At 34.9% G+C, this 26,658-nt stretch carries 25 protein-coding genes and 3 pseudogenes; 10 read left to right on the forward strand and 18 right to left on the reverse strand.

Annotated elements, in window-relative coordinates:
* Positions 1-29 precede the first annotated feature (29 nt).
* Together RBB48_RS17580 and RBB48_RS17585 are read left to right on the forward strand one after the other, a co-directional pair.
* Complete coding sequence (locus tag RBB48_RS17580) at positions 30-500, forward strand: DinB family protein (RefSeq protein ID WP_088063885.1); 471 nt, start codon at positions 30-32, stop codon at positions 498-500.
* Positions 501-639: 139 nt separating this feature from the next.
* Complete coding sequence (locus RBB48_RS17585; protein WP_000716630.1) at positions 640-999, forward strand: nuclear transport factor 2 family protein; 360 nt, start codon at positions 640-642, stop codon at positions 997-999.
* A 137-nt stretch (positions 1,000-1,136) separates the two neighbouring features.
* Here RBB48_RS17585 and RBB48_RS17590 read toward each other — a convergent pair whose 3' ends face one another.
* The 9 genes and pseudogenes from RBB48_RS17590 to RBB48_RS17630 all read right to left on the reverse strand — a co-directional run bounded on the left by RBB48_RS17590 (position 1,137) and on the right by RBB48_RS17630 (position 9,856).
* Positions 1,137-2,285 carry an acyl-CoA dehydrogenase family protein gene (locus tag RBB48_RS17590; RefSeq protein WP_088063886.1) on the reverse strand — a complete coding sequence of 383 codons (1,149 nt, stop codon included), beginning with the start codon at positions 2,283-2,285 and terminating at the stop codon, positions 1,137-1,139.
* Positions 2,286-2,438: 153 nt separating this feature from the next.
* A complete protein-coding gene (locus tag RBB48_RS17595) occupies positions 2,439-3,071 on the reverse strand; it encodes a YdcF family protein (RefSeq protein ID WP_306007903.1) in 633 nt (210 codons plus the stop codon).
* A 327-nt stretch (positions 3,072-3,398) separates the two neighbouring features.
* Positions 3,399-3,986 carry a GNAT family N-acetyltransferase gene (locus RBB48_RS17600; protein ID WP_306007904.1) on the reverse strand — a complete coding sequence of 196 codons (588 nt, stop codon included), beginning with the start codon at positions 3,984-3,986 and terminating at the stop codon, positions 3,399-3,401.
* A gap of 465 nt (positions 3,987-4,451) precedes the next feature.
* Positions 4,452-5,780 carry a YjiH family protein gene (locus RBB48_RS17605; protein WP_306007905.1) on the reverse strand — a complete coding sequence of 443 codons (1,329 nt, stop codon included), beginning with the start codon at positions 5,778-5,780 and terminating at the stop codon, positions 4,452-4,454.
* Positions 5,781-5,893: 113 nt separating this feature from the next.
* Positions 5,894-6,772, reverse strand: a complete 879-nt coding sequence (locus RBB48_RS17610) for an aminoglycoside phosphotransferase family protein (RefSeq protein ID WP_306007906.1) — start codon at positions 6,770-6,772, stop codon at positions 5,894-5,896.
* A complete protein-coding gene (locus RBB48_RS17615; protein ID WP_306007907.1) occupies positions 6,744-7,289 on the reverse strand; it encodes a GNAT family N-acetyltransferase in 546 nt (181 codons plus the stop codon). The genes RBB48_RS17610 and RBB48_RS17615 overlap by 29 nt, the downstream gene beginning before the upstream one ends.
* 23 nt (positions 7,290-7,312) lie before the next feature.
* Entirely contained in the window at positions 7,313-7,777 is a 465-nt protein-coding gene (locus tag RBB48_RS17620; RefSeq protein WP_306007908.1) for a DUF2691 family protein, read from the reverse strand.
* A gap of 234 nt (positions 7,778-8,011) precedes the next feature.
* A pseudogene (locus tag RBB48_RS17625) lies at positions 8,012-8,445 on the reverse strand (ferritin-like domain-containing protein).
* A gap of 190 nt (positions 8,446-8,635) precedes the next feature.
* Positions 8,636-9,856 carry a YhgE/Pip domain-containing protein gene (locus RBB48_RS17630; RefSeq protein ID WP_306007924.1) on the reverse strand — a complete coding sequence of 407 codons (1,221 nt, stop codon included), beginning with the start codon at positions 9,854-9,856 and terminating at the stop codon, positions 8,636-8,638.
* Between the two features lie 132 nt (positions 9,857-9,988).
* Between RBB48_RS17630 and RBB48_RS17635 the strand changes: the two genes are divergently transcribed.
* Positions 9,989-10,606, forward strand: a complete 618-nt coding sequence (locus tag RBB48_RS17635; protein WP_088063894.1) for a TetR/AcrR family transcriptional regulator — start codon at positions 9,989-9,991, stop codon at positions 10,604-10,606.
* Positions 10,607-10,661: 55 nt separating this feature from the next.
* Here the strand turns inward: RBB48_RS17635 and ppsA are convergent, their stop codons facing one another.
* Entirely contained in the window at positions 10,662-13,268 is a 2,607-nt protein-coding gene (ppsA, locus tag RBB48_RS17640) for a phosphoenolpyruvate synthase (protein WP_193672559.1), read from the reverse strand.
* Positions 13,269-13,388: 120 nt separating this feature from the next.
* Positions 13,389-13,523, reverse strand: a pseudogene (locus RBB48_RS31860) (YolD-like family protein); the annotation flags it as partial.
* 204 nt (positions 13,524-13,727) lie between these two features.
* Here RBB48_RS31860 and RBB48_RS17645 point away from each other — a divergent pair.
* Positions 13,728-14,585 (forward strand): MBL fold metallo-hydrolase, encoded by an 858-nt coding sequence (locus RBB48_RS17645; RefSeq protein WP_306007909.1) that lies wholly within the window; start codon positions 13,728-13,730, stop codon positions 14,583-14,585.
* A gap of 293 nt (positions 14,586-14,878) precedes the next feature.
* The gene (locus RBB48_RS17650; protein WP_306007910.1) at positions 14,879-15,355 is read left to right on the forward strand and encodes a YndM family protein; all 477 of its coding nucleotides are present in this window, start codon (positions 14,879-14,881) and stop codon (positions 15,353-15,355) included.
* Between the two features lie 36 nt (positions 15,356-15,391).
* Here RBB48_RS17650 and RBB48_RS17655 read toward each other — a convergent pair whose 3' ends face one another.
* On the reverse strand, positions 15,392-15,907 hold the full coding sequence (locus RBB48_RS17655) for a DUF3231 family protein (RefSeq protein ID WP_306007911.1): 516 nt from the start codon (positions 15,905-15,907) through the stop codon (positions 15,392-15,394).
* A 294-nt stretch (positions 15,908-16,201) separates the two neighbouring features.
* Positions 16,202-16,414: a small acid-soluble spore protein, SasP family gene (sasP, locus tag RBB48_RS17660; protein ID WP_306007912.1), complete on the reverse strand. Its 213-nt coding sequence runs from the start codon at positions 16,412-16,414 to the stop codon at positions 16,202-16,204.
* Between the two features lie 246 nt (positions 16,415-16,660).
* Here sasP and RBB48_RS17665 point away from each other — a divergent pair, with 246 nt between their 5' ends.
* Positions 16,661-17,794, forward strand: coding sequence for a zinc-dependent alcohol dehydrogenase (locus RBB48_RS17665; protein WP_088610457.1), 1,134 nt, complete (start codon positions 16,661-16,663; stop codon positions 17,792-17,794).
* A 247-nt stretch (positions 17,795-18,041) separates the two neighbouring features.
* Here the strand turns inward: RBB48_RS17665 and RBB48_RS17670 are convergent, their stop codons facing one another.
* Together RBB48_RS17670 and RBB48_RS17675 are read right to left on the reverse strand one after the other, a co-directional pair.
* Positions 18,042-18,383 carry a YolD-like family protein gene (locus RBB48_RS17670; protein ID WP_088122525.1) on the reverse strand — a complete coding sequence of 114 codons (342 nt, stop codon included), beginning with the start codon at positions 18,381-18,383 and terminating at the stop codon, positions 18,042-18,044.
* Positions 18,380-19,645, reverse strand: coding sequence for a Y-family DNA polymerase (locus RBB48_RS17675; protein ID WP_088063897.1), 1,266 nt, complete (start codon positions 19,643-19,645; stop codon positions 18,380-18,382). Before RBB48_RS17675 ends, RBB48_RS17670 begins: the two co-directional genes overlap by 4 nt.
* A 687-nt stretch (positions 19,646-20,332) precedes the next feature.
* On the opposite strand from RBB48_RS17675, the gene RBB48_RS17680 reads away from it, so the two are divergent.
* Positions 20,333-20,752, forward strand: a complete 420-nt coding sequence (locus tag RBB48_RS17680; RefSeq protein WP_088063898.1) for a DUF1259 domain-containing protein — start codon at positions 20,333-20,335, stop codon at positions 20,750-20,752.
* A 205-nt stretch (positions 20,753-20,957) separates the two neighbouring features.
* On the opposite strand, the pseudogene RBB48_RS17685 reads toward RBB48_RS17680, so the two are convergent.
* From RBB48_RS17685 to RBB48_RS17695, 3 genes and pseudogenes are all read right to left on the reverse strand, one after another.
* Positions 20,958-21,096 (reverse strand): annotated as a pseudogene (locus tag RBB48_RS17685) (M15 family metallopeptidase); the annotation flags it as partial.
* 130 nt (positions 21,097-21,226) lie between these two features.
* Positions 21,227-22,816 carry a bifunctional metallophosphatase/5'-nucleotidase gene (locus tag RBB48_RS17690; RefSeq protein ID WP_088063899.1) on the reverse strand — a complete coding sequence of 530 codons (1,590 nt, stop codon included), beginning with the start codon at positions 22,814-22,816 and terminating at the stop codon, positions 21,227-21,229.
* Between the two features lie 443 nt (positions 22,817-23,259).
* Complete coding sequence (locus RBB48_RS17695; RefSeq protein ID WP_088063900.1) at positions 23,260-24,096, reverse strand: alpha/beta fold hydrolase; 837 nt, start codon at positions 24,094-24,096, stop codon at positions 23,260-23,262.
* 478 nt (positions 24,097-24,574) lie between these two features.
* Between RBB48_RS17695 and ycaC the strand changes: the two genes are divergently transcribed.
* From ycaC to RBB48_RS17710, 3 genes are all read left to right on the forward strand, one after another.
* Entirely contained in the window at positions 24,575-25,219 is a 645-nt protein-coding gene (ycaC, locus tag RBB48_RS17700; RefSeq protein WP_000131218.1) for an isochorismate family cysteine hydrolase YcaC, read from the forward strand.
* Between the two features lie 195 nt (positions 25,220-25,414).
* Positions 25,415-26,059, forward strand: coding sequence for a hydrolase (locus RBB48_RS17705; RefSeq protein WP_000067162.1), 645 nt, complete (start codon positions 25,415-25,417; stop codon positions 26,057-26,059).
* Positions 26,056-26,649: an antibiotic biosynthesis monooxygenase gene (locus RBB48_RS17710; RefSeq protein ID WP_306007913.1), complete on the forward strand. Its 594-nt coding sequence runs from the start codon at positions 26,056-26,058 to the stop codon at positions 26,647-26,649. The genes RBB48_RS17705 and RBB48_RS17710 overlap by 4 nt, the downstream gene beginning before the upstream one ends.
* Positions 26,650-26,658 lie beyond the last annotated feature (9 nt).

Genomic DNA, 26,658 nt, shown 5'->3' on the forward strand with positions numbered 1-26,658 from the left:
TTAAGTTTAATAGTAAAGGAGAATGTATTATGAATGCAATTGATCTTAGTATATTAAATTTGAAAGAAACGAGAAGGCGCTCAGAAACATTATGGAATTCTCTTCCCGATAATTTTCTTAATTGGAAGCCTGATCATGAAGCTATGTCCTTTGGTGAGATGATTCGTCATGTATGGAGCTCAACTTTTTATTATCATATGATTTTAAAAAACAACGGCTCAATAAATGATATACATTTCCCGTATGATGACGAGCCAATTACTTGTGTAAAAAAAGAAATTGAATTGGCACAATCGTACTTTACTGACTTCATAGAGTATGTTCAATCCATAAGCATAGCTGAGCTAGATTCAACCCTTATTGATCGAAGCGATGTTGGCTATCAAAGATATTTAGGCGACATGCTATTACGAATTGCCTATCATGATGCGGTCCATGCTGGTCAATTTTTACAATATTTACGAATGATAAACTTGGAAAGACCTTTAATTTGGGATTAAATATAACAAATGTTTACAAAGATTTCAAACTGGCATTATAATAATACGCAACCAATTATCTAACTAGTCAAAATTCTTCCCGTTAGTTAAAAAGAGCAATTTAGTTGTTGTACGATAATTAATATATGGGGATGATCACGTGAAAAAGCACTCTGAATTAAAAAAGCATTTATGTGAACTGGAGGAAAAACTATTAGAACCTAAAACTCGTACAAATCCAGCAGAACTGGACAAATTACTTGCAGACGACTTTTTTGAGTTTGGAAGTTCGGGAAACGTTTGGTATAAGAAGGATTCTGTTGGTGGAGACGGACTTAGTGTGAGAGAAATGACTCTTTCTAATTTTGAAATATACCCTTTATCGAAGGATACTGTGTTGGCGACATATCTTGTAAGAGATGAAACTAGAATGCAGAATACTTTGCGAAGTTCCATTTGGAAACTGATAGATGGAAAATGGCAAATGTTTTTCCATCAAGGAACACTTACAAAATCATGATAACCATTTATACTAAAAATCTACATCTCAATTTGGTACGTCGTACACATAAAAAGCACGTGTTTGATTACTACTCAAACACGTGCTTTCAAAACAACTATATTACTCATAAACAATAAAATACAAGTTTAAAATTACTACGACCGAAACGCCGCATCCGCCAGCATAGATAGTGTTGCATCATCCATCGGCGGATTGTGCAATCCTGCTCTGACGTTTAAATAGTAACGATGAAGCGGATTTTTTTCTGATAAACTTTTTGCTCCTACGATGCGCATTGCTTTATCTACAATAGATATTGCCGCATTTGTTACAGCATATTTCACTGCTGCTAGTTCGGCTTGCAATGATAGTTTATCCTCTGCCTCATCGTACTTTTTCGCAATTTGATATAAAAAGACGCGAGCTTGCATAAGCTCAAGTTCTAATTCTCCAACTAATCTTCTAACATTCGGCAATAAACTAATAGAATGATTTAAACTATTTGGCTTGTATGATCCCGCAAACTGAACTGCATAATTTCTTGCTGATTGTGCAATTCCTAAATAACATGCTGGTATATGTAGCAACCAGCCAATACCCTTTTGTTTCACTTTCCCGCCCTTTACATCTGTAAAAAAGCGATTTTCTATCTCTACATTTTGTAAGACAAGGTCATGACTAGCAGTCCCTCGCATCGCAACGCTATCCCACGTTTCTTCAATGGATACACCGAGCGTATTTCTCGGAATGACAAACTCTCCAACTTCTTCTCGACCTTCAATACTCGCTGAAATAATAAAATAATCAAGTATTGGCGCCATCGTTGTAAAAGTTTTTCTTCCATTTATAATCCACTTCTCACCTTGTTGAACCGCTATTGTTTCTGGCTTACCACCACGCGTCGGACTCCCTGTTTTTGGTTCTGTTGCTGCCCGATTAAAGAGTGCACCGTTACGTACTTCTTCGCAAAACCATTTGAACATCTCATCATTCCAAGAGTGATTTTCCGCTAGCTCTTTCACAATGCCAATATGCCAGCCAATCGATAACGCAGTAGCTCCGCAGCCTTCCGCGATTTTCTCTTGAAATAAAACAAAGTCATATAAAGAAATCGCACTACCACCAAATTCCTTCGGTAACGTTAATTTCGTATATCCGATATCTTTCAAATCACTTATATTTTCATACGGAAATGATCCTAATTCACTTAGTTGATGCTCTCTTTCCATGAACTTCGGAATCAATTTATTTATTTGTTCAATAATGAAAGATTGTTCTTCTGTTTCAACAAATGAGAGTGCCATACTATAATCTCCTTTATGTTCGATTCATCAACCGCTCACTTTTTCATTATGATTATATGAAGCTACCTCTCTATTGTTTCACTATTCCGATAAAAATACAATGTTTTTGACCAATAAGAAAAGTTCCCATTTAAAATAGGTTCTTTTCTTATATTAGTCTCCCTTCAATACCTTTAACGGCAAAGAGGTTACATATCCAATGTACGAGAATAATTCTTTAAAGAAGAATGGTATTTCTGTGTCTAACGTTTTATATGCTGATGTCGGCGTTGGTGAAGCATACGCTTCAATATTAATATGTTTTGCGATTCTCATTGCGCGTTTCATATGAAGTGGATCACTTACAATCGTGTATGTGCGTATTCCGTTCTCTATTCCAACTTCCTTCGCATTCTTTAAGTTTTCTTCTGTGAAAAGGGATTTTGTTTCAATTAAAATATCTTCCTCTTTTACACCTTGTTTCATTGCATATACTCTTGCAGTACGCGCTTCCTCAAGTTCTGCCTCGAACTTTGTACCACCCGTAAAAATAATCTTTTTAATGTTTCCGTTCTTATATAAAGAAATCGCATGATTAATTCTTTCTTTAAATACAGGGGATGGTTTTCCATTCCAAGAAGCCGCTCCTAGTACGATACCAGCATCCGTTTTCATACTATCATCTGTTTTAAAACGATAGCTCCAAATATCGTAAGCTGCATAACTTACATATAAAATAGCAGAACAAATCATTAGTAAAAATACTTGAAAGATTCGTCTTTTCTTACTTTTCTTATTTTCTTTCATTTGTAATTGCCTCCGTACATCATCCATACTTCTATAAAAAACATTTATATCAAATCGTTTTGTTTGAGTTTATTTAAAAGAAGGAACTTTACTTGTTATTTATATAAAAGGGTTTTCATTTAAAATTGAGGATTATCAATTCATTTTTATTTGCGGTTTTCATTACATGTTTTAAATTCATAAGTTTATTACCATACAACTACATTGTAACGAATTTTTTCTCAGAAGGGAACGATGAAACAAAAGTAATTAAAATAAAGTAGCATTTTGTAAGAAAAAAGGTATATTTTTCATGTATTACGAACAATATACCTTTCAAAACACGAATTATAACTTTTCTTTATACAATTCTAATTTTTCCAATAAACGAGCTTTCACTATTGGCCATTCGCTTGCAATAATACTATACACAACTGCATCTCTCACATGACCACTTGGTAATTTTCTTTCATTTCTAAGCACACCTTCTTTAACTGCTCCTAAACGTTCAATTGCTCGTTGTGCTTTTTCATTTCTTGCATCCGTCTTAATTTGTACTCTCAGCATATGCAATTTTTCAAAAGCATAGTGAAGAAGCATATACTTACACTCTGTATTTATACTCGTACGTTGCACACTTGGATGATACCAAGTCTGCCCTAACTCTACTGTTTTATCTTCTACTGAAATATTATATAAACGTGTACTTCCTACAATCGTATTCGTCTGTTGATCCACTACAACAAAAGGTATTTGAGTACCATTTCCATAACCCTGTATCGCTTTTTGCACATATTGCTGCATATCTTTCGCACTATCCATTTTAGAAATTAAATACGCCCAAATATCCCGATTTCCTTCTACAATCGAAAACAAAGTTTCGACATCATCACTATCTATTATCCGTAACTTTGCTCTTTCGTGAATTATTTCCATTTGAAAGCCCCCTTTGTTGTTACTATATCATATGAAAAGAAAACGTTTTATAAGAATAATAGAATATATTTAAAACAATTCCTTTTCAAATATATTCTTCTCGTATAAGGCGGGAAAGCTCATCACTGACCTTTAAAAAGGAAAATTTTGATAATTCCCAATAAATGCTATATAATGATAAATGGGAGGGGATAAAAATGCTAGATCAAATTACTTGGGGAACACCAGGCAGCTTATTATGCTTAGGTTTCTTTTTTGCAGGACTAGGAATCTTCTTAAGAAGCATGACGTCATATTCAAAAAATAAATAAAAACATCACAAAAACAGAAAATAGTATATTTTCACGTTTTAGGATATTTGATTTTCTTAGCATGATATTGATGTGGGAATACCCCGATTTTAAACAAAAGAAGCCTTCCTTTTACAGAAGACTTCTTTTGTTAGAGATTTATCTTTTTAAAACTTTAAAGTAACAAATAAGCAATCGGCGTAATAATAAGTAATGTTAATATCGTTCTTTGTACGTAGAGAATAATAAGTTCCGATACTTTTAACGGAATGTCTGTCGATAAAATACAAGGAATGGAAGCTGAGAAGAACAATATAGATGATACCGAAACAACCGCAATGACAAACTTTGTCACAAGTGGTGCACTTACAACTAAAAGAGAAGGTAAAAACATTTCCGCAATACCAACGGATGCCGCTTTAGCAGCTAGTTCTGCTTCTGGTAATTGTAATAGCCATGTAAACGGATAGAAAATATAGCTGATCCAATCAAATATTGGCGTGAATTTCGCTAAGACGATACCAATTAATCCGACTGACATAATGGATGGTAAAATGCCCATTGTCATGATAAATCCGTCTTTTAAATTTACTGCGATATTTTTCATAATACTCGGTGCAGATTTCGATACTTCTAGCGCATCTTCCCAAGCGCGTTCTAGCATTTTCTCTTTATAAACGGGCTCTGGGAACCCTTCTTCTGTTACATATGTATCTGGTTTTCTACTAAGTGGTGGAATTCTTACGGTGATAGCAGTTACGATGAATGTTACAACGAGAGTAGTCCAAAAATAAACATTCCATAAATGCATAATGTCTAATGTTTTTGCGATGATGATCATAAATGTTGCGGATACTGTAGAAAAACCTGTAGCGATAATAGCTGCTTCTTTTGTCGTATACTTCCCTTCTTTATACACGCGATTCGTAATTAATAAAGCCAACGAATAACTCCCCACAAAGGATGCAACCGCATCAATTGCTGATCGTCCAGGTGTTTTCCATAACGGTCTCATAATCGGACGACAAAACGTACCGATAAATTCTAGTAATCCGTACCCGACTAATAACGCTAAAAAAGCCGAACCAATTGGCACGAGTAAACTTACCGATATTACTAGTTTTTCATACAAAAACGGCCCTACATCTGGTGCAAAGAACCAAGCTGGTCCTACTTTCAAGCAATATAATACACCAAAGACAACACCAACTACTTTTAAACTAGAAAAACAAATGTCTACGATAGATGCATTCCATTTTTTTGTATAAAACGGATAAATTGCACCCATTATCATAACGAGTAGTGCGTAATAAGGTACGACGCTCGGAACCGAAGTCCTGATCCATGATACGATATGATCAATCATAATGGACGAAGCACCATTTATCGTAACTGGTACGAAAAACATAAACACCCCAACTAGACTAGCGAGTATAAACCGAAGAATAATCCTCTTCTCACTCCCTGTCTTAATTACATTCTTTTTTAATTCAATTTCACTCAAAATTCGACACCTCCTATTATCTAAATATTCTGTACAATAACGTTACATTCCTTCTTTCGATTTCTAATATTTAATCATATGAAAAAGCCTATTAAAAAAATAGGCTTTTTCTACTACCTCTCATAATCATCCACAATAACTTGAATAACACGATACGATTCTTCTGCCACTATTTTATTACTAGTCTTATTCGCATCATATGTAATTAACGCCTTCCAAAGTGCCCATCCTCTCGCTCTATTCCACGTTTCTTCATCTATGCACAATACTCCTTTAAATACGTTTCTGCTACTTTTATCAAAAAATGTCCATGCCATCGCTGCATCACAAGAAGGATCTCCTACTCCTAAAATCCCAAAATCAATTACGGCGCAAAGCTTTCCGTCCTTAACGAGTAAATTTCCTGGTGCAACATCTCCATGAACCCAAACTGGTTTACACTTCCACGTTGACTGAAGTGCTACATCCCAAAGGTGCTTTAATACAGTTTCATCAAAAACGTCCTTATTATTTTCGATAGCACCTCTCGCCTCTTCATCATATACAGATATAAGCCCGCCTCGGTAAAAATTATGCGCTCCAGCTATCGGTCCATTACTCGCATCAATGGATTGTAATTCTACTAAAAATGCTCCTAAGTCCGCCGCAAATTCATTTAAGTCACGAACATTTTGTTTCGTAACTGTTTCGCCCTCTATCCACTTATTAATAGACCAAGGCCATGGATACGCTTCAGATGGATTACCTTTCGCAACTGGTGTAGAAATTGGTAAAGAAATTTCCTTACTTAATAGAGGTAGCCACTTATTTTCTTTCTCTACTTGTGGTGCATATGCCGCATCACTTGGCAATCTTACACTCATCTCATCCCCTAGATGAAACGTTCTATTATCATGCCCACTAAACTTTACAGGTCTCACTTCTAAATGTGCCCATTCAGGAAACTGTTCCTCTATCAACCTTTTAACTAAAGCAGTAGGAAATTGATTCATCCACTTTCCCCCTTCTCTTTTGAAACTTACTAAGTCCTTCTGTACTTCCAACATATTCAAAGCCATTTCTCTTATAAAAATCATTCAACGTACGATTATGCCCAACACAATCTAGTTTCAAAAACTCTTTGTCACAGTACACATTCTCGTCTATCCATTGTAAAATCCACTCTCCGATTCCATTCCCCTTATACTTTCGTTTCACTGCAAATCTATGAATATATAAAGAATCTGAAACTTCCTCCTTACCAAAAATACGCTCATCCCATTTATTTTGTTTAGGAGATACTGTAACTGTACCGACAATTTCATCTTCTTTCATAACCACATATGTATATTTCTCTCTTATCCCTTCTAGTATTTCAGCCGTAGCTTCTCCACCTAATAGATACTGCCACTGATCCACTTCTTTATGTTGTAACCACTCTGCTACTTCTTTTAATAGAGTAATTATGCTATCGATTTCCTCTTCAATAGCAGTTCGAATTGTATATTCTTTAACTGTATTTCTCTCCATATTGCCGTTCCCCTTTCAAATGACTACCCTACTGATAATCGCGTTCTACCGTCATTTTCATCTGTAACGTATTCAACATAATAACCTTGATTCCTTGCGTTTTCATACATCAATTTAATCTTTTTTTGATCTTTAGCGTAAATTGTGACGTATGTACAATCCGCAACTAGTAAAACTAATTCACACTTACTCTCTTTAAATTCTTCATATGTTTCAATAGCTACTACTTCCTCTCCTTTTGAATACGCTTTTAAATCTGCAAAAATAACATAATATATATTGTCTTTAAATAATGTTTTCAAATCTGATCCTTCCACTATACTTGGTTCTTCTGGAAATAATGCCTCATCCAATCCACCACGTGCTATTAAGTATGACTCCTCACTACCTACCCACCAATCATATGAAGAAATATCAATCGGCTTTAACACTTTCCAAAGTAAATTATCATATTCATTTGGAATATCTACTGTAATTCCTCTTTTCATTTATTTGCTCCTAGCTTATTTATTTTCGTTTTCATTTCATACATTATATACCAAATTCAATTACCATATTTTGTCGATATCTATGTAACTTGTATTTCACCGCGAAAAAAAACCGTCCCACTACTTATGAAACGGTTTCTTTATGCTTATATTTAAGTTTTTCATGCAATTGTTGCACTGCGCTTTAAAATAAATTCTAATATATTCATCACATCAGCCATTTATTCTTAATGCTCACTTCGTCTTCACAAAATAATATAAAAACCACACCGCATGATTTTGTTCATCGGCAGCTATTCTGCGCAATAACTCTTTCATATGTGCATCCGATGCTTCATCTGAAATTTCCAAGTAAAAATCTACTGTCTTCTGTTCATCTTGTATTGCGAATTCTAATCCTTGTAAGTACGTATTTGGACATTCTTCTGTAATTTGTGGTTTAGCTGCTGACCAGTTAAATTTGTATAGATCTGTACAAAATGATGGAAATGCTTTATTTCATCGTTACGAATTTCAAGAATTTGATTTCGTTCCGCCGCATTTGGAGCCATGTTGGCTAATTTCGCATAGCAACTTATTGCACTAAACTCTCCATTAATTGCTTTCTCAATATCACGAATCAACTTATCATTTTGCCTATACCAATCATAATCATTCGAATTATACATCGTATCCCCTCCATTATTTCACATAACATTTTATGCAATTTGAAATAGCAGGAGCATGTATACAAAAAGGAACTGCAAATCCGAACTCTTCTATTCCCTTTAAAATATAGAAAAACCTATCCTTCTTGATTTCCCGATAAGTTAATAAAAAGCAAAAAACGCTTCACTCCTAGTGAAACGTTTTTTGCTTTTATGCGTTTAATTCCGTTTTTTGTCCCTTTACTACACTACGTTTGAAAGCAGTCGCTAAAATAATAACCATACTTACTACGCCAATCCAAACGAGCACAGTAAGGGGTGTACTCCAGCTTAACCCTTTTCCAAAGAAGAATATTTCTCTAAGTCCTTCAATCATAAATCGCATTGGCAACCATGCGTACACCCAGTCTTGATAAAATGGCGACAACATTTCAGGTGCTAACGATAATAACGGTGCCCCAAAGAAAAGTAAGAGTGCGAATACACCAATTCCTTTTAGTCCAACTAATGAAAGTACCGCTGATATCATTAAGAAGAAGCTAAAGGACGTAATTGATAAAAACAGTGCCGTATCCGTGAAATTCGAAATATTTAAACCTACCATACCATCCGCGATCCATGTGAGGCCAAATCCAATTACAAGTGCCGCGACAGCCCCTGTTATGATTTGTTTTAGTTTTAATACGAAGTTTTCTTTTCTTGTACCTACTGGCATTTTACTTATCGCAATAAAAATAATTGCTGCGCTCGCTAAACTTGCAATCCATAACGGCTGGAATAAAGACATCGGCGAGTTACCGTTCGCACTATTTTTGCCGATTTCATTCACATTTGTCACTTTCTTTGCAATAGGTGTTATTACATTTGAAACTTGGTCTGCTGTTAATGTAGCTCCTTTTGCTTTCAATCCTTCTAATAGTTGTGTACGAACAGTATTGTTCATATTATCAACGATCACATTTAACATTTGCCCCGCCATAGTTGAAGCTGCTGTATTCATTCCTTGATTTATGAATATTTCTACCTCTGGCGAAGATGGCTGTGGTGTTCGTAATGATGCTTGTTTTGTGCTAAATTCTTTTGGAATAACTAATGCTGCGTAATATTCTTGATTATTTAAGCCTTTTTGAACTGCTTCTTTATTTTTCACTTCTACCCACTTCACCGCAGGTTCTTCCTCTGATTTTGATGTCTTTTTCATATTATCAACAATCGTTTGCCCCATATTCATCTTCGGTTGATTCGGAATTTCTACTCCTTGATCCTCATTTACAATTGCGATTGGCAAATTTTTCGGCTGTGGTTGAACGGTTGGAAATAACGTTAATGAAAAAATAAAAACAACAAGTAGTGCAATAACTGGTGATACATATAAAAGTTTATTTTTAAACATTTTCTTTTCTCCTCCTATCATTTGATTTATAATAACCAACAACGTGTTGTTTATTTATATTTTGAATTATATGTTCGAGTTGAACCTTATACAATAATCAAAAATCGTGAATGTGTCGGTTATAAGACACATTCTTGAAAAGTGTTGAGAAAAATTAAGGAGGGACATGCTTTGCGCGATAGTAATTTAGATTTACGTGTTATTCGTACGAAAACTGCCATACGAAACGCATTGGTTGAGTTAATTGAGGAAAAAGGTTTTGACGCCATTACAGTGAAAGATATTACAACGAAAGCAAACATAAATCGCGGTACTTTCTATGCACATTATCAAGATAAATTTGATTTAATGACGAAATGCCAAGAAGAAATTATGTATGAGTTTTCTAGCATTGCCAAACAGAGATTGCCTGAAGTTATTGCTGATCTTGGGTCAAATCCTTCCCCAACAATGCCGTTTATACTTATCACTTCTATTCTTGAATTTCTAAATGAAAATAGTGATTTTATGAAAGCTGTACTTAGCCCAAAAGGAGATTTATCTTTCCAAACAAAACTGAAAGACTTTATGTGGAAAACACTATTTGAAGATACGAATGGTGCTCTCATTAATAAGGAGAATTTACTTGTCCCAAGCCAATACTTAACTTCATATATGGCATCTGCTCATATAGGTGTCATTCAGCAATGGTTAAATAACGGGCAAAAAGAAACACCTGAGGAAATTGCTCGTATTTTATCAACAATCGCAGTTCATGGACCTTTTTATGCGGCTGGCTTAAAAAAATAAGTCAGCTATATAATAAAAGATCATCCACTATAATAGCGGATGATCTTTTATTTCATTACAACACTTCAATATACCCTTCAGTCCCATGTACCCGAATTCGTTGCCCATCTTTTATTCGTTTCGTAGCATTCTCTACCCCGACGACTGCTGGTAATCCGTATTCACGTGCAATTACTGCTCCGTGCGTCATAAGTCCGCCAACTTCAGTGACTAACCCTTTTATAGACACAAATAACGGTGTCCAGCCAGGATCAGTAAAAGCAGTAACTAATATATCGCCCTCTTCTAAATTCGCTTCTTCCATGTTTAAAATAACGCGAGCTCTTCCCTCAATCACTCCTGAAGAAACAGGCAAACCTACAATCGCATCAGTTGGGAGGTTTTCTCGTTTATATTTGCCTGTAATGATTTCTCCATCAGACGTCATGATACGAGGAGGCGTGAGTTTTTCATATAATTTGTAATCATTTTTTTGTTTATGAATAAGCGCGTAATCTAGTTTATTCGTGCGAACAACTTCGTGAAGTTCTTCAAAAGTTAAATAGTATATATCATCGACCTCACGAATGACACCGGTCTGCACAAGTTGCTTAGCTTCTTTCAATAATGCCTGCTTATATATAAAATAACGATTAATCATACCGTATTTTGGATATTCACGATAACCGATAAATTTACGGATATTACGAACCATCCGCTTCATCTCTTCTACTTTTTGCTTTCCATTTTGCAAGTGCTGCAATCGATTTACTAAATCTTCTTCTTTTTTCAATGCTTCTTGCAGCCCTTCTTCAAACTTCCGTTTACTAGCACCCGCTTCAAAGTCTCTTATATTATTTAAAATCATCGGGATAATTGTAGTTGGCTTTTCACTCCAGCGCGTTTTTGTAATATCGATTTCGCCGCTGCATCTCATGCCGTATTTATTTAGAAAAGTTAGAATTGCATCTCGAGCTTTTTCTCCGCCTTTAAATTGAACTAATTCATCTAAAAACCTATCGTTTTCTACACGTTGTAAATACGTAATAACTTCTTGGTACGGCCGAATCACATCAGCAACGTCTAGTAATGCTAAACCCATTTCAGACGTAATATTGTTTTGTACGGATTGAGAAAGTGTGTCCGCTGCATTCTTTTCGCCTAGCCATTGCTCCATCTTTTCATTGATCCATGTTGAAGCATTCATACCAGCCATAATGACAGCAATACTTTGCGGATTAAATAATACTTTCTTTAATTGCTGGATGTCTTCCAAAATAAAATTAAGTACATCCACCCCTGATTTCATGTGCATGTTTCGTTTTAACTCTTCGATTGATGCTTCACTATTCTGTATTAAATTCGTAACGATTGCCGGATCATTTTCGATTTCTGGTTGCGAATTTGCAGGTTGCTTACTTTTACTAACACTCTTTTCTTTTTCATCATCCGGCAACAATGTAATAAAATTATCTCGCTCGATTATAGTTGTTAATGCATCTCTTACGAGTGGATCTGATTTTCCTAAAGTGTTTATTAAATAATCTCTGCTAGCAGGTGAAGCTAATTGTTGCGTAGCATCCACAAACAGCCGTCCTCCCGCTTTACGCATAGGAGCATTAGTCGTTAACAGGAAAAAAGATAACCCAAGCGGTTTCATCGCATCGGTCATCATTTGTTGATGGCCAACTGATATATACACATGATTTCCCCCATCATTTTCTTCAGGAATTGGATATAAAGTCGTAATGGGACGACTTTGGACAATATAAAATGTATCATCCACTAAACACCATTCAATATCTTGCGGACAACCAAAATAAGCTTCAATCTGTCTTCCAATCTGTGCTAGTTGTAAAATTTGTTGTTCAGACAATGTTTGAATTTTTTGCTGAGCCGGATCAATCTGTTTCGTCTCCGTTCCGCCCTCTTTTAAAGCATAAATAGCTAATTTTTTAGTTGCTATCATCTTTCCGGTAATTTCGCCTTCTTTTACTTTATAATTATCGGCAGAGACCAGTCCTGATACTAATGCCTCACCAAGTCCAAAACTGGCATCAATTGATACTACCTTTCGGTTAGAAGTAACCGGATCAGCAGTAAATAAAATTCCCGAAGCCTCAGGGAAAACCATTTTTTGAACGACAACACATATAGAAACTTGATTATGTTCAAAATCATTTTGCATGCGGTACATAACTGCTCGCTCTGTAAATAAAGAAGCCCAGCACTTTCTTACATGCTGCAAAATCGCTTCTTTACCGATAATATTTAAATACGTATCTTGTTGACCAGCAAATGAGGCATACGGTAAATCTTCAGCCGTAGCACTAGAACGCACGGCATAAGCATGTTCGTTTCCAAAACGTGAGAGATATTGAGCTACCGCTTCCACTACTTCAGAAGGGATTTCTACTGCCATAATGACTTCTCTAATCTTCTTACTCATTTCACCAATTTGGGCTCGCTCTTCCATTTTCAACTTTGTTAGCTGCTGCAACAAAGTTTGAAGCTCGTCATTTTGCTCGATGGCCTTTTCATATCCTACCGTTGTAACACAAAATCCTTCTGGCACTTGTATCCCTTGAACGCTTGATAACTCCCCTAAATTCAATCCTTTTCCACCAACGAGTGCAAGCTGCGTGTTTTCTATTTCCTGAAAATCGAGAACGAAAGAACTCATTTACCATCTCTCCTTACTATGCATGTGTTCTTGATTGTAGCAGTAGTAAATACGAATAAACAGTCTATTTCGAACTTGATTTACATGATATAATTAAGTTAGGAAGAGATATTCCCCCCTCTAATTCACTTCAACTACATCACCAAACTTAAACATCCTTTGATTATGAAAAGCATCGGTACAAGTAATCGTCTTATTTAATGGATTTATATCAGCTACTATTATGTAATTTTTATATAAATGCACATTAAAATATTAAGATGAATATTTTATTAACTCATCACCCTCCTCAAAAAAATTGTAGAAACTATTATATAAATTCATATGTCTCCACCTTAATTCTAGGACTTAATTTTTTTTTGTAATCCCCCACTAATTCTTTTTTCAAATGTCCCAAAATGGATTCGAGAAATTAGGGAACTATAATGTCGTATTGAAACATATTAAGGGGGATAAAAGGTGAACAAGGAAATGAATTATGGAAGTGATTACAAGTTTATTCCAGCAACTTCAATTAAAAGTGGTCATGACCTTGAAGTATTGCCTGATTTATTTTGTTACACGATTCAAATCGTCAACATATGTTTTGTTGGAAATCCGCATACCAATGATTTTGTTTTGGTTGATGCTGGAATGCCTAAATGTGCAAATGAAATTATCTCCGTTACTGAGAAGCGATTTGGTACAAATAGCCGCCCAAAAGCAATTATTTTAACTCATGGGCATTTTGATCATGTTGGAGGAATAATTGAACTCATTAAGTATTGGGATGTTCCAGTCTATGCCCATCAACTGGAGATACCGTTCTTGACTGGACAACAAAGCTATCCTGAACCAGATCCAACAGTTGAAGGTGGTATGGTAGCCAAAATGTCTCCCCTGTTCCCTAATGAACCGATTGATTTAGGAAATAGCGTAAAAGTACTACCTACCGATGGAACTGTTCCACATATGCCAGAGTTTAGATGGATTCATACACCAGGGCATACTCCTGGGCATATTTCATTATTCCGAGAAAAAGACCGAACTTTAATTGCTGGGGATGCTTTTGTTACAGTGAAACAGGAATATCTATATAAAGTATTTACTCAGGAACAGGAAATAAGCGGCCCCCCTCGTTATTTAACAACAGACTGGAAAGCCGCTAAAGAATCAGTCATTAAATTAGAAGAAGTAAAGCCTCTGGTCGCTATTACTGGACATGGGATACCAATGTCCGGTGAATTGCTATCAACAAGCCTCAAAACACTCGTTCAAGAATTTGATAAAATCGCTGTACCCAATTATGGAAAATATGTAGACAAAAAGATACATTAAACATAAAAATACTTTTTCTTCTTATATTTAAGAAACAAAATCAAAACAGAAAAAGTTATTAAGTTTAATATAAAAACACTGTACTTAGGCAACATCTCTATTATAAGAATGGAACTACACCTTGTGAATAAAACTTGATACTCCGCAAATACTATACGTAGTATAAGCCTGCTTTTTACCCAGGTTGTACTTCTTACCATTAAAGGGTGATTAAAACGGGTTACGCTATATAGCATAACCCGTTTTTTATGAAATATTTTATTCCATATACGTTTAAACAATAGAGGAAAATGATGAAACATATTGTTGCTTTATTAATTAAATACACAGTGATAACTGCAGTATTACTAATGGTACTCGGTATCTTTCAAGGCATTTCAATTCCTAGAGTATTACTCATTTCTCTTTTCCTAACAGGAGCTGCCTATTTAATCGGCGATCTCTTCATTTTACCTAAATACGGAAATATGATTGCTACAATGGCAGATTTCGGCTTAAGCTTCTTCGGCATTTGGCTACTAACATCCTTATTTACGAATTTAGATGCTACTCGTAATATTGGCCTGTCTTCATTTATTGCCGCATTAATTATTGGCGGAATAGAGGTTTTCTTTCATATTTATATGAAGAGATTAGTACTGCGTAACGACGATGAATTAAGAAATCACAATCATATTCATCATGATAAATATGCTATGGAAATGTCAGATGAATATATGGATTCTTCTACAATAAATAAATCCAAAGTTGAGGATACATCTAAAAAATAAAAAAGTGGCCAATGCCACTTTTTTTATTTTTGTTTCTTAAGCTTGATCAGAATTTCTTACATATAACGGAGGTGGAACTACCCACCCTTTTTTCTTACTTAAACGCAGCAAAGTTACACCTGCTTGCGCTTTTTTCATATGAAATTGGCCGAATAGCATCCCTACATCTTCTCGAAGACATTTCCCCATCACTTGACTACATGTCACAAGTCCAGCTGCTAATCCTGTAGCAACAGCTGCTGCTATTTCAGCATCATTAATACGCGCTCCTGGAGGAATATCTTCGATAGATGCAACTGGTCGTTCTGGAGGAGCAGGAGGTAAAGCTACGCCATTAACCTTTAAAAGAGTTTTTAACTCTTCTATTTCCGAGTTCATATCATTTTCAATTAAGCTTTCTAAAAACTTCTTCAAATCTTCGTCACCTGTGTGATTCATAAATACTTGATGGCTTGCAAGTGCACCTTGTGCAGCGAGAAGATAACTCCAAATATCAAATACTTCTCCGTAATGTAACGGTTCATTTTGAGGATTTCCACTTAATATACCCATTTTTAAATTCCTCGCTTTCGAAAATATCATAATAAATATTGATTTCAATATTGAAATCAAATTTTTAAGTATGCTTTTTCCTGCAAGAGATTTTCTACTATGCATGGAAAACACCTTTCCGACACCGCGTGTTTATTGTTTAGGAAAGTAGTTTACAAATAAAATACTCAAAGATTATGAAAGAAGATTATCAATAATCTTTGAGTGAGAATCCATTTACTATAAGGGTTTTTATTTTTATACATATACAAAAGAAATTGATTTACATATCTGCTACATTGTATTTCAATTTACTTAGCGGTTAGCTCTACCACCAAGTTGTTGTTCAGCCATTGATACTAAACGTTTTGTAATTTCACCACCAACAGATCCGTTTGAACGAGCTGTTGTATCTGCACCAAGTTGTACACCAAACTCTTGTGCAATTTCATATTTCATTTGATCAAGAGCCTGTTCAGCACCTCGAACTAACAATTCATTACGACTTCCACTATTATTGTTTGTCATATCGTTTCACCTCCGATTTTTTTAATATGCTACAAATTATGAAATAATAATTATCCTTTTTGTGGGAATTAGATTATGAATAAATATTGAGTTTCTTCTTAAAATAGGGCAAAAGATATAAGAAAGAAGAGTTGCTATAACGTACTTTCATAACAACACTATGTATAGATTTCTCTTTACTAAAGATTTCTGTTTTGCCAAGAGATACATATAAATTATGAAAAATGATTCCTAAGGAGATATGTGATGAAAGCTGTAACCTATCAAGGACCAAACCAAGTACAAGTTAAACAAGTGGATGATGCAAAGTTAGAGAAAAAAGATGATATTATTGTAAAAATTACTTCAACCGCTATTTGCGGTTCTGATTTACATTTATATCAAGGGAACATGCCGTTACCTGAAGGGTATATTATCGGTCATGAGCCAATGGGCATTGTTGAAGAAGTTGGGCCAGATGTTACAAAAGTAAAAAAAGGAGATCGTGTTGTTATCCCCTTTAACGTTGCTTGTGGACATTGTTTTTATTGCCAACATGAAATGGAAAGCCAATGTGATAACTCCAATCCTCATTATGATTCTGGTGGATACTTTGGTTATACAGAGAAATTTGGTAACCATCCAGGCGGACAAGCAGAATATTTAAAAGTTCCTTTTGGAAATTTCACTCCATTTGTTATACCAGAATCATGCGAGCTTGAAGATGAATCTCTACTGTTTTTATCCGATGTTTTGCCAACAGCCTATTGGAGTGTAATAAACGCAGGTGTTAAGCCAGGTGATACTGTTATCGTCCTAGGTTGTGGCCCTGTTGGATTAATGACACAAAAATTCGCTTGGATGCAAGGAGCTAAGCGCGTAATCGCAGTCGATTACTTAGATTATCGGATACATTATGCAAAAAAGATTAACAATGTTGAGGTATTTGAGTTTACAAAATTTCCTGATATGGGAGAACATTTAAAGGAAATCACACATGGCGGTGCCGATGTAGTCATTGATTGTGTGGGCATGGATGGGAAGAAATCGCCACTAGAATTCCTGGAACAAAAATTGAAATTACAAGGTGGAACTCTCGGGCCTATTCAAATTGCTACGAAAGCCGTAAGAAAATACGGAACGGTTCAAATGACGGGTGTTTATGGCGGCAATTATAATGCTTTTCCACTCGGGGCATTTTGGGTTAGAAATATTAATCTTAAAATGGGACAAGCACCTGTTATTCATTTTATGCCAGAACTATTTGAAAAAATAACAAACAAAGAATTCGATCCAAAGGAGATTATTACACACAAAATTCCCCTTGAAGAAGCGAGCTACGGTTATCAAATTTTTAATAATCGTGAAGATGATTGTATAAAAGTCATTTTGAAACCTTGAAGATACAATTTTTTATTAAATTCTAAGTAGCTATTACCCCCATTTTCATCTCATATCAAAAATAGTTATTTCCAAAAAAATTGTATTTTAAGGTAGCAATCAATTGGTAAAAAAATCATTAAAGTATTAAGTAACAAATGTCAAATAAGCATAGTCCCGGATTAAAAGATATGGATCTTTAAGATCATTATGGCCAACTATTTATTCATGGTTGGCCATAAACCTTTATATGGATTCCAGTTACACTTTAGTCCACTTCCATTACATCACCAAACTTAAACATTCTTTGATTACGAAAAGCATCGGTACAAGTAATCGTCTTATTTAATGGATTTATATCAGCTACTGTTATGTAATTTTTATATAGATAGCCATCTTTATAATATGTAAGTAAAACCTCTTCTTCACCTAAATATGAAATTAACAGCTTATTTTCAATCCTTTCTTTTGCATCTTGCGTTAAGATTGGACGCGGGATTTTTGTTTGCTCCTGTATCATGTCTTTAATACAGATAAACTGCTCTGGCATACTAGCAAACGGTTGCCATTTTACCATGCCTCTTCCTTTTGGCATATTAGCATTCTTCACGATTTGTGCCCTCCTAATAATGTGTTTCTATATCTTGCTGTTGCGACGCTTGTGTAGGAAATTCCACGTAATATACTGTTCTTACCAAATCGTGTTCGAATTTCGTCCATAACCTTCGTTAATCTCATTTCTTTTTCTCTTTGTATAATGTTATCGAAAAGCGAAATTTGCTCTTCTCCTTCATGTATTAAATTTGTTAAGGAAAGACTTATCGATCGAATCGGCTCTCCTGTATGCCGCTCGTATAAAAAATATGTACAAACATTGTAAATATCCATCGTTAAATTTGTTGCTCTATTTAACGTATGTGCTTTTTTTATTCCTCCTCCATATTCCTTACTATATCCGACTGAAAAATGAATCGTTTGTGCGTATTTCTTTTCGCTTCTCAATCTGTAACAAACTTCTTCTACATGCTCTAATAAAATAACGATGAACTCTTCTATCGAATAATCACGAAATAATATTTGGCTTTTCGCTATAGATGTTGTCGCTGGAACATATTTCTCTGCTATTCTGCTAAAATCAATCCCGTTACTATGCAAGTGTAATTCTTCTCCTATTACACCAAACGATTGTTTTAAATACTTCAATGGATACTGCGCTAAATCCCCAATCGTATGTATACCTTTTCGGTTCAATTTCATTTCCGTTTTATACGATATACCCCAAAATTTACTGAGTGGTCTAATATTCCATAACTTCTCGGGTATATCGTCATACGTCCAATACGCTATTCCATCTTTATTCTTTTTCGCTTCCACATCCATCGCTACTTTACTCAATAATAAATTCGGCCCAATACCAATCGTACTTTCAATCCGTGTACGTTCATATATTTCTCGCTTGAACTTTAATGCAAACTCGTACGGATTACTCGCAAACAAATGAATACTTGCGGTCATGTCCATAAAAAACTCATCAATACTATATTGATGGAAATCTTCCGGCGCAACATACTGTAAAGCTAAACCGGTTATGTAAGTTGAACACTTCATATATGTATGCATAATCGGATTCACAATAATAATATCTGACCGATTCGGTATTTCGTACATTCTAGCCATCTTCTTTATTCCTAACGCTTTTAATGGCGGTGTTGCTGCTAATACAATTGATCCACTCCGGTTTACATCCCCTACGACAGCCAATTTCGTATATCGTGGATCAAGTCCTTTTTTAATACATGACACACTTGCATAAAAGCTACGAAGATCTACACAAAGAATAATACGATTCGGTAAAAGAGAATAATCATACAAGGTTATCACTCCTAACAAAAAGAACATTCGTTCTTATTATATACGAACTAACGTTCTTTTTAAAGGTATTTTCATGAAAATTTTGGTTGAAATAACCGTGCATGAACATTTTTCAAGAAAAAATCAAGGAATTCACCTCTATATTTTTTCTATACTGAAAAATGTAAATAGATACAAGAAGAAACAACTAGATTCTTCGTGAATAGATACGGTATTTTAGAACCCGTTTTTTAGTATTCAAACTTAATCCTGTATTTAAAAGCAATATACTTATATAAGAAAGACTTATTTCGAAAAAGAGTACTATTTAGCAGTGCTTGTTTATAGAAAATAAATTATTATTGGTTATTTTCTCAACGTTGTTTTCTAGTTTTATCATTCAAATTTAGACACATATTTATCTAACCTACATAAACTAATAGCGTATAATTGCATACTTTATCGATTTTTTATAACAATATCTCGAACGGACTATCATGAATCATAAATTTATTAACCCGGATACACGAATCATCTTCAATGAAATCCTGAATATCCAAGTAATATCGCGTGTATTTCTTTTAAAATAAACATTGGATACATTAAAATCACAGCCTGTTTTTTGAATGCTAAAGAAAGATTGTTTATCTGTATCTCCTCAATCGAATCCCTAATTATATAATTTTGTACAAGAAAGGAATTGAATTTATGCAAAATTTTAATTTCCTTTGTGAACAATTTGCTACAATACTTAAAGGGAAAGGTAAAAGAAATCAAGGTGGTTGTTCAGTGTCTTTTCACCGCGATTTTAGGGTGCTTGTTCAAGCAAAACCGAGTACTTCTGTAGTGCCCGTCGGAGTAAGTTTTGAATCGTTGGATCCAAATGGTAATGCATTAAATTTAGGCGAAATCGCTGTTCTACAAGAAGAAATTCCTGCATTTATGAAATCAATTGTACAACAAGGAATCATTGTAAGTGCTTTACATAATCACTGGCTGTACATGAATCCCTTAATTATGTATATTCATATCCAGTCGGTAGAGCCTCCATTACATTTTGCACAAAAGTTAGCCCATTCTTTTTTGTCCTTAAGTAGCTATCCTATCGCTAATAATGAGGGGCAATGATTGGTGTTTCGGATATATTTACACATTACATTTTCTACATGTGCGAACATCATAAAATTATTTCACTTTGTGCCCAAAAGAAAAAAACTGCCTATCAAATTTTTAGATAGGCAGTTTTTGAATCTATTAAAATAAAGTACCCTACTATTTTATAAAATACTATTCCCTAAACAAAAATACAGATTTGCAATTCACTTTGGCTTTCTTACCTCATATATTCCTCTAAAGTTAATTTTTCCTTATATATTTTTTGCAATATCTCCTACACAGCGAATACGCTAAGGCTCATACGCATAACCAGTTATATTTTCCTTTTCCTTTGGACAACGAATGATAAACCCTGCACTCTGCATCTAGACGGTATACCCCTTGTCCACAGTAAGACTTTATTTCAAACCCACAAAAAATAGATTACCTGCACACTAAAAGGTTTAGCGCACAGGTAATCTAGTTGTTTTTGAGATTAATAAAAACCTAATTTATTTTTTGAATTCTTCCATCAATAATAGACTGAATTGGTTCTTTTGATTTTTTTATATAATCTACTAATGCTTCAAAATCAGTTGGTCCTGTTTCAGCATCTTTACCGTTTTTAAAGGATACAAATCCATCTCCACCTGAAGCTAGAAATGCATTCGCAACTACGCTGTAAGTTTTAGAAGGAATAATTTCTTCTCCATCTGTTAAGCGGATACTTGTTACTTTTTCTCCATTAGGCTTGTTCGCATCCCAAGTGTATTGGATCCCTGAAATTTGAAGCATTCTTGTTATGTCTTTTTGCCATTGTTGATTTAAAATATCACGAATGTCTTGGCCTGTTAAATTTACTTTTATTAATTGATTTCCGAATGGTTGAATACCATATATCTCTCCCCATGTAATATCACCAGCATCTAAGTCATTACGAATACCACCAGGATTCATAAGAGCAATTTGGGATTGCATTGTTGCACGCTGGGCATCAGCAACTAAATTTCCGAGAGTAGATTCACCAGCCGTATTTAGTTTGCGATCTAGTGGAGCAATAGACTTGCCTACAACTTCATTAACAAGAGGTGCGATTTTTGCTTGATATTTCTCCATCTTCTTCTTTATTTTTTTATCAGGCTCCATGCCTTCATGGTAAGTTGTAACAATTTCTGCTTTTTTCTCAACAATATCTTGTGTCTTACGATCAATCTTTACATCAACATCAGCAAAAGCCATACCATAAGAATTTGCTTGTACGACAAGTTTATTATTAACAGTTCCATTTACATAAGTGTGGCTATGCCCACCAAAAATAACATCGACTTCTGGATCAGTCTCATTTGCTAATCGGACGATATCACCATTTGTTACGCCGTTCCCATCTGTTGTACCTCCGTTATGCGCAAGAACAACGATAGATTTAACGCCTAGTTTTTTTAATTGCTTTACGGATTTGTTAATAGCTTCAACTTCATCTGTAATTTCTACATTCTTTAGCATAGTAGGCATAACAAGGTTAGGAACATCCGTTGTTACGACTCCGATAAATCCAACAGGAACTCCTTGTACCTTTTTTATAGTGAATGGTGGTAAAAATAAACGACCGGTGGATTTATTATATAAATTTGCAGCAACATATGGGAATTTTGCTCCTTTAAAATTCCCTGTTTTCTCATGGTATCCACCATAAATAAGGCGGTTCATTTCCGCAACACCTTCATCAAATTCATGATTTCCTATAGTTCCAACATCGAATTTCAAATCATTTAGAAATTCAATCGTAGGTTCGTCTTGTAATAATGCTGAAACAGGAGTACTTGCTCCAACAACATCGCCAGCATGTACCTTTAATGTATTCGGATTTTGTTTTTCACGATCACGTAAATAAGCCCCTAAGTACTCAATTCCCCCTGCATCTTTATTGTTAATTTTTTTTACAGTGTCTACCTGCCCATGAAAATCGTTAATACCGAGCATTTGCACATCTATGTAGCGGTTTGGTTCTGTACTTGCTTGTGCTGAAGGCACAGCAAATACACTAGTAAAAGTAACTGTACTTATTGCTAAAGCAACTGGAATGATTTTTTTCAACATAAAATTTCTCTCCCCTAATTAAAATCTGACATAATACGATGTTATTTTAATATATTAAGAGAATTATTTCTATAAAAAATTCAACTAATTATAAAAATTAATAAGATTTTATTGTTTTCTGACAAAACATTTCTTTGTTTTGAGGATTATTCAAAATATTATCTTGATAGTAATATAGCAATCCATCTAAGAGGTCTAAAAAAACTCTAACCAATACATTTTAGCTGTTAAGAAGATTATTCAATTCGAAATTAATGAGTATTTTTCAAGATAACATCTCAATATCAATATTTAAAAATGAATAGAAATTTCATAATGGAAGATTACCGTGGTGCACTACTCCTAATTTAAAAAGATGCTCCTGGATTTATCCAAGAGCATCTTTTATAAAGCTTTATTTTTACTTGTTTATAATTTATCAATTAACAATTATATAGTTGTAATCAGTCCTTTAAAAATGATAGGAGTGCTTCATTAAATTCTTTGGCATGCGTTGCATTTAGCCCATGTGGACCACCCTTTATTAATACTACTTTAGAATTAGGAATTGCTTCATGTGTTAATTTCCCACTATATTCAAATGGTACAGTTGCATCTGAATCACCATGAATAACAAGGGTAGGTATATTAACCTTGGCTAAATCGCCTCTGAAGTCTGTTTTGCTGAAAGCAGCGATACAATCTAGTGTTCCTTTAGGTGATGCACCCGCAGCGATATCCCTATTGTAAAGTCGAAATGGTTCACTAACTAAGTCAGTTCGATCTCCAGCAGCAAAAAATCCTTTCGTAAACTCATCAAGGAATGCTAGGCGATCACTTTTTACTCCATTTTCAAATCCTTGAATTGCTTCATCATCTAATACACCCTCAGGATGATCTGCTGACTTGTAAAGGAATGGTGGTACAGCCCCTGCAAATACAGCCTTCTCTACTCTATTAGTTCCATATTTTCCAATATACCGAGCTACCTCGCCTCCACCCATAGAAAAACCAACAAGTGTGACATTTTGAAGCTCTAAATGTTCTAATAGTTGATGTAAATCAGAAGTAAAGGTATCATATTCATACCCTTCCCACGGCTGAGATGATTTTCCAAAGCCTCGACGATCATATGTTATAACTCTGTACCCAGCCTCAACAAGAGCGGGAACTTGGTATTCCCAAGATCGACCACTTAGCGGCCAACCATGAATTAGTACAACTGGTTTTCCTATGCCATGATCCTCATAATATATCTCAATTGGTGCTTGATTTTCGGTTCCTACAGTAATCTTTGCCATTCTTCTACCTCCAAAAAATATTTTAATATATATCCTTTTCTTCAATAATCCGGATGAATCTCGTAACCTATTTATGCGTGTTTATGTTGTTAACTCTAAGCATGGAACAATTCCCCATTTAATAGTTTTTTCATCATGAAATAATTGCTGAACATTCCTCCTATTCAATTCTAATAACAAAAATAGGTAACTATCAATATCGTTCTATCTATAGAATGTATAGGTAAAACCAATCAATTTTATGGTGAAAATAACTATAGTTACCATCTATCCGAATTATAGATAATTTAGAATTGATTAATGAATCGGTTTTCAAATACTATAAATTTGTATAGCGCTTCATATTCTGTGAATGCTGTTATAACTAATATTATCGTTCAGCTTAGTTACAAACTAATCGTAACAAACGAAGAAAATCATGATAATATTTGACTATTTAAACTTTCTTAGATTACTTAATTTTTAGGAGGAATACATAATGACTGATCTCTATTCTCGTATTAACAAAGATGATGCTGTCGTGCTTTTAGTAGATCATCAAACTGGTCTTATGTCCGGACTAGTACGTGACTATGGTGTTGATGAATTTAAGAACAATGTTTTAGCTCTTGCTCACACTGCTAAGTTTTTTGATTTACCAGTTATTTTAACAACTAGCTTTGAAAACGGACCTAATGGACCTTTAATGCAAGAATTGGTTGATCTCTTTCCTCACGCACAAAAAATAGCTCGACCTGGACAAATTAACGCATGGGATAATGATGATTTTGTAAAAGCAATCGAAGAAACTGGAAAAAAACAACTTATCATCGCGGGCGTAGTTACGGACGTTTGTGTTGCTTTCCCGGCACTTTCTGCTATAAAAGCTGGATATGAAGTATTTGCTGTTACTGATGCTTCAGGAACTTTCAGCAAACAAGTTGCAGATGCTGCCAATACGCGTATGGCACATAATGGCGTACAACTTATGAACTGGTTTAGCGTAGCTTGCGAATTACAACGCGATTGGCGAAACGATGTTGAAGGTTTTGGCAATTTACTTGCTAGTAATCTTCCCGGCTATCAAAATATAATTGGAAGCTATTTAGGAGCTCAACGAGACCTTAGTAAACAAAATGCATAAATGTATTTCAAAGAAATAGCTTTAAATCACTTTCAAAAAAATGGATAGTATAAATTTAGTGCTGATTAAGTCAGCACTCTCTTTTAAATTAAAAAGTATAGTAAAGCTTTTATTTTTACGATTACAGCTTATATTGACAGAAAATACATTACTTTCTAAATTTAATCTTAAATAATAAAAAAGGAGCGTTTTATTATGAGTAATTTAGAATTATTAAATCCGGAGAACAGCGCTTTAATCTTGATTGATTTTCAGCCTCAAATGACTTTTGGAGTTGCAAGTATTGATAGACAAACATTGATTAATAACGTTATGCTACTTGCTAAATCAGCAAAAACTTTTAACGTACCTACTATTCTTACTACAGTTGAGACACGCAGCTTTTCTGGTTATTTTTGGCCGCAAATTCTTGACATATTCCCAAACCATGAAATTATAGAACGCAGTTCAATGAACTCTTGGGAAGATCCAAAATTTGTTGAAGCAGTTAAAGCAACAGGTAGAAAGAAATTAATATTTGCAGCACTTTGGACTGAAGTTTGCCTTGCATTCCCTGTGCTTGAAGCAATTAAAGCTGGCTATGAGGTGTATGCAGTTGATGATGCTTCAGGTGGTACTAGTTTGACAGCACATAACGCTGCTATGCGTCGTGTAGAACAAGCTGGTGCAATTCCAGTAACAGCAATTCAAGTTTTACTTGAATATCAACGTGACTGGGCACACAAAGACACTTATGATGCGGTAATGGAGATTGTAAAAGAACACACTGGTGCTTATGGTCAAGGCGTAGAATACGCATATACTATGGTGCATGGTGCGCTTCCAAGCAGGAAAATATGAAACAAGAAGGAGTAGCTGTCGAGGAGACTTATACAGAGAACACGATGGATGCTGCTGATCCAGTAACAACGATTGTTACATGGAAAATTCAACAAGGTAAAGAAAAACAGTTTGAAACATGGAGACGTGAAATCGAAGCTGCCGCTACTAAATTCCCAGGGCATTTAGGTGTAAATCTAATAGTCCCTAATAATGCATCCAGAGAGTATACTGTTATTTTTCGCTTTGATACGTATGAGCATCTACGTGCTTGGCAAGAATCAGATGTTCGCCGAGATTTGTTAAAAACGGCAGAACAATTTCAAGTTACTAATCCGAGTTACAAAACTGAAAGCAGTTTGGCCTATTGGTTTGTTACTCCGAAAACGCCAGTTCCACCGCCAAAATGGAAAATGTCTATCGTTACCCTTCTGGGTGTATGGCCTCTTAGCATGTTAGTTCCTAAATTGATAGGACCTATTATAAAACATATGAATCCTATTATGTCCGCTTTTTTCGTTTCTGTATGTATAGTGTCCTTGCTATCATGGGTAGTTATGCCGATTTTCGGTAAATTATTTCATCCATGGTTACAAAATAATAGGAAGTAGACGAGGTGT

Source organism: Bacillus sp. MMSF_3353, from assembly GCF_030733445.1.
GTDB classification, from domain to species: Bacteria; Bacillota; Bacilli; order Bacillales; family Bacillaceae_G; genus Bacillus_A; species Bacillus_A wiedmannii.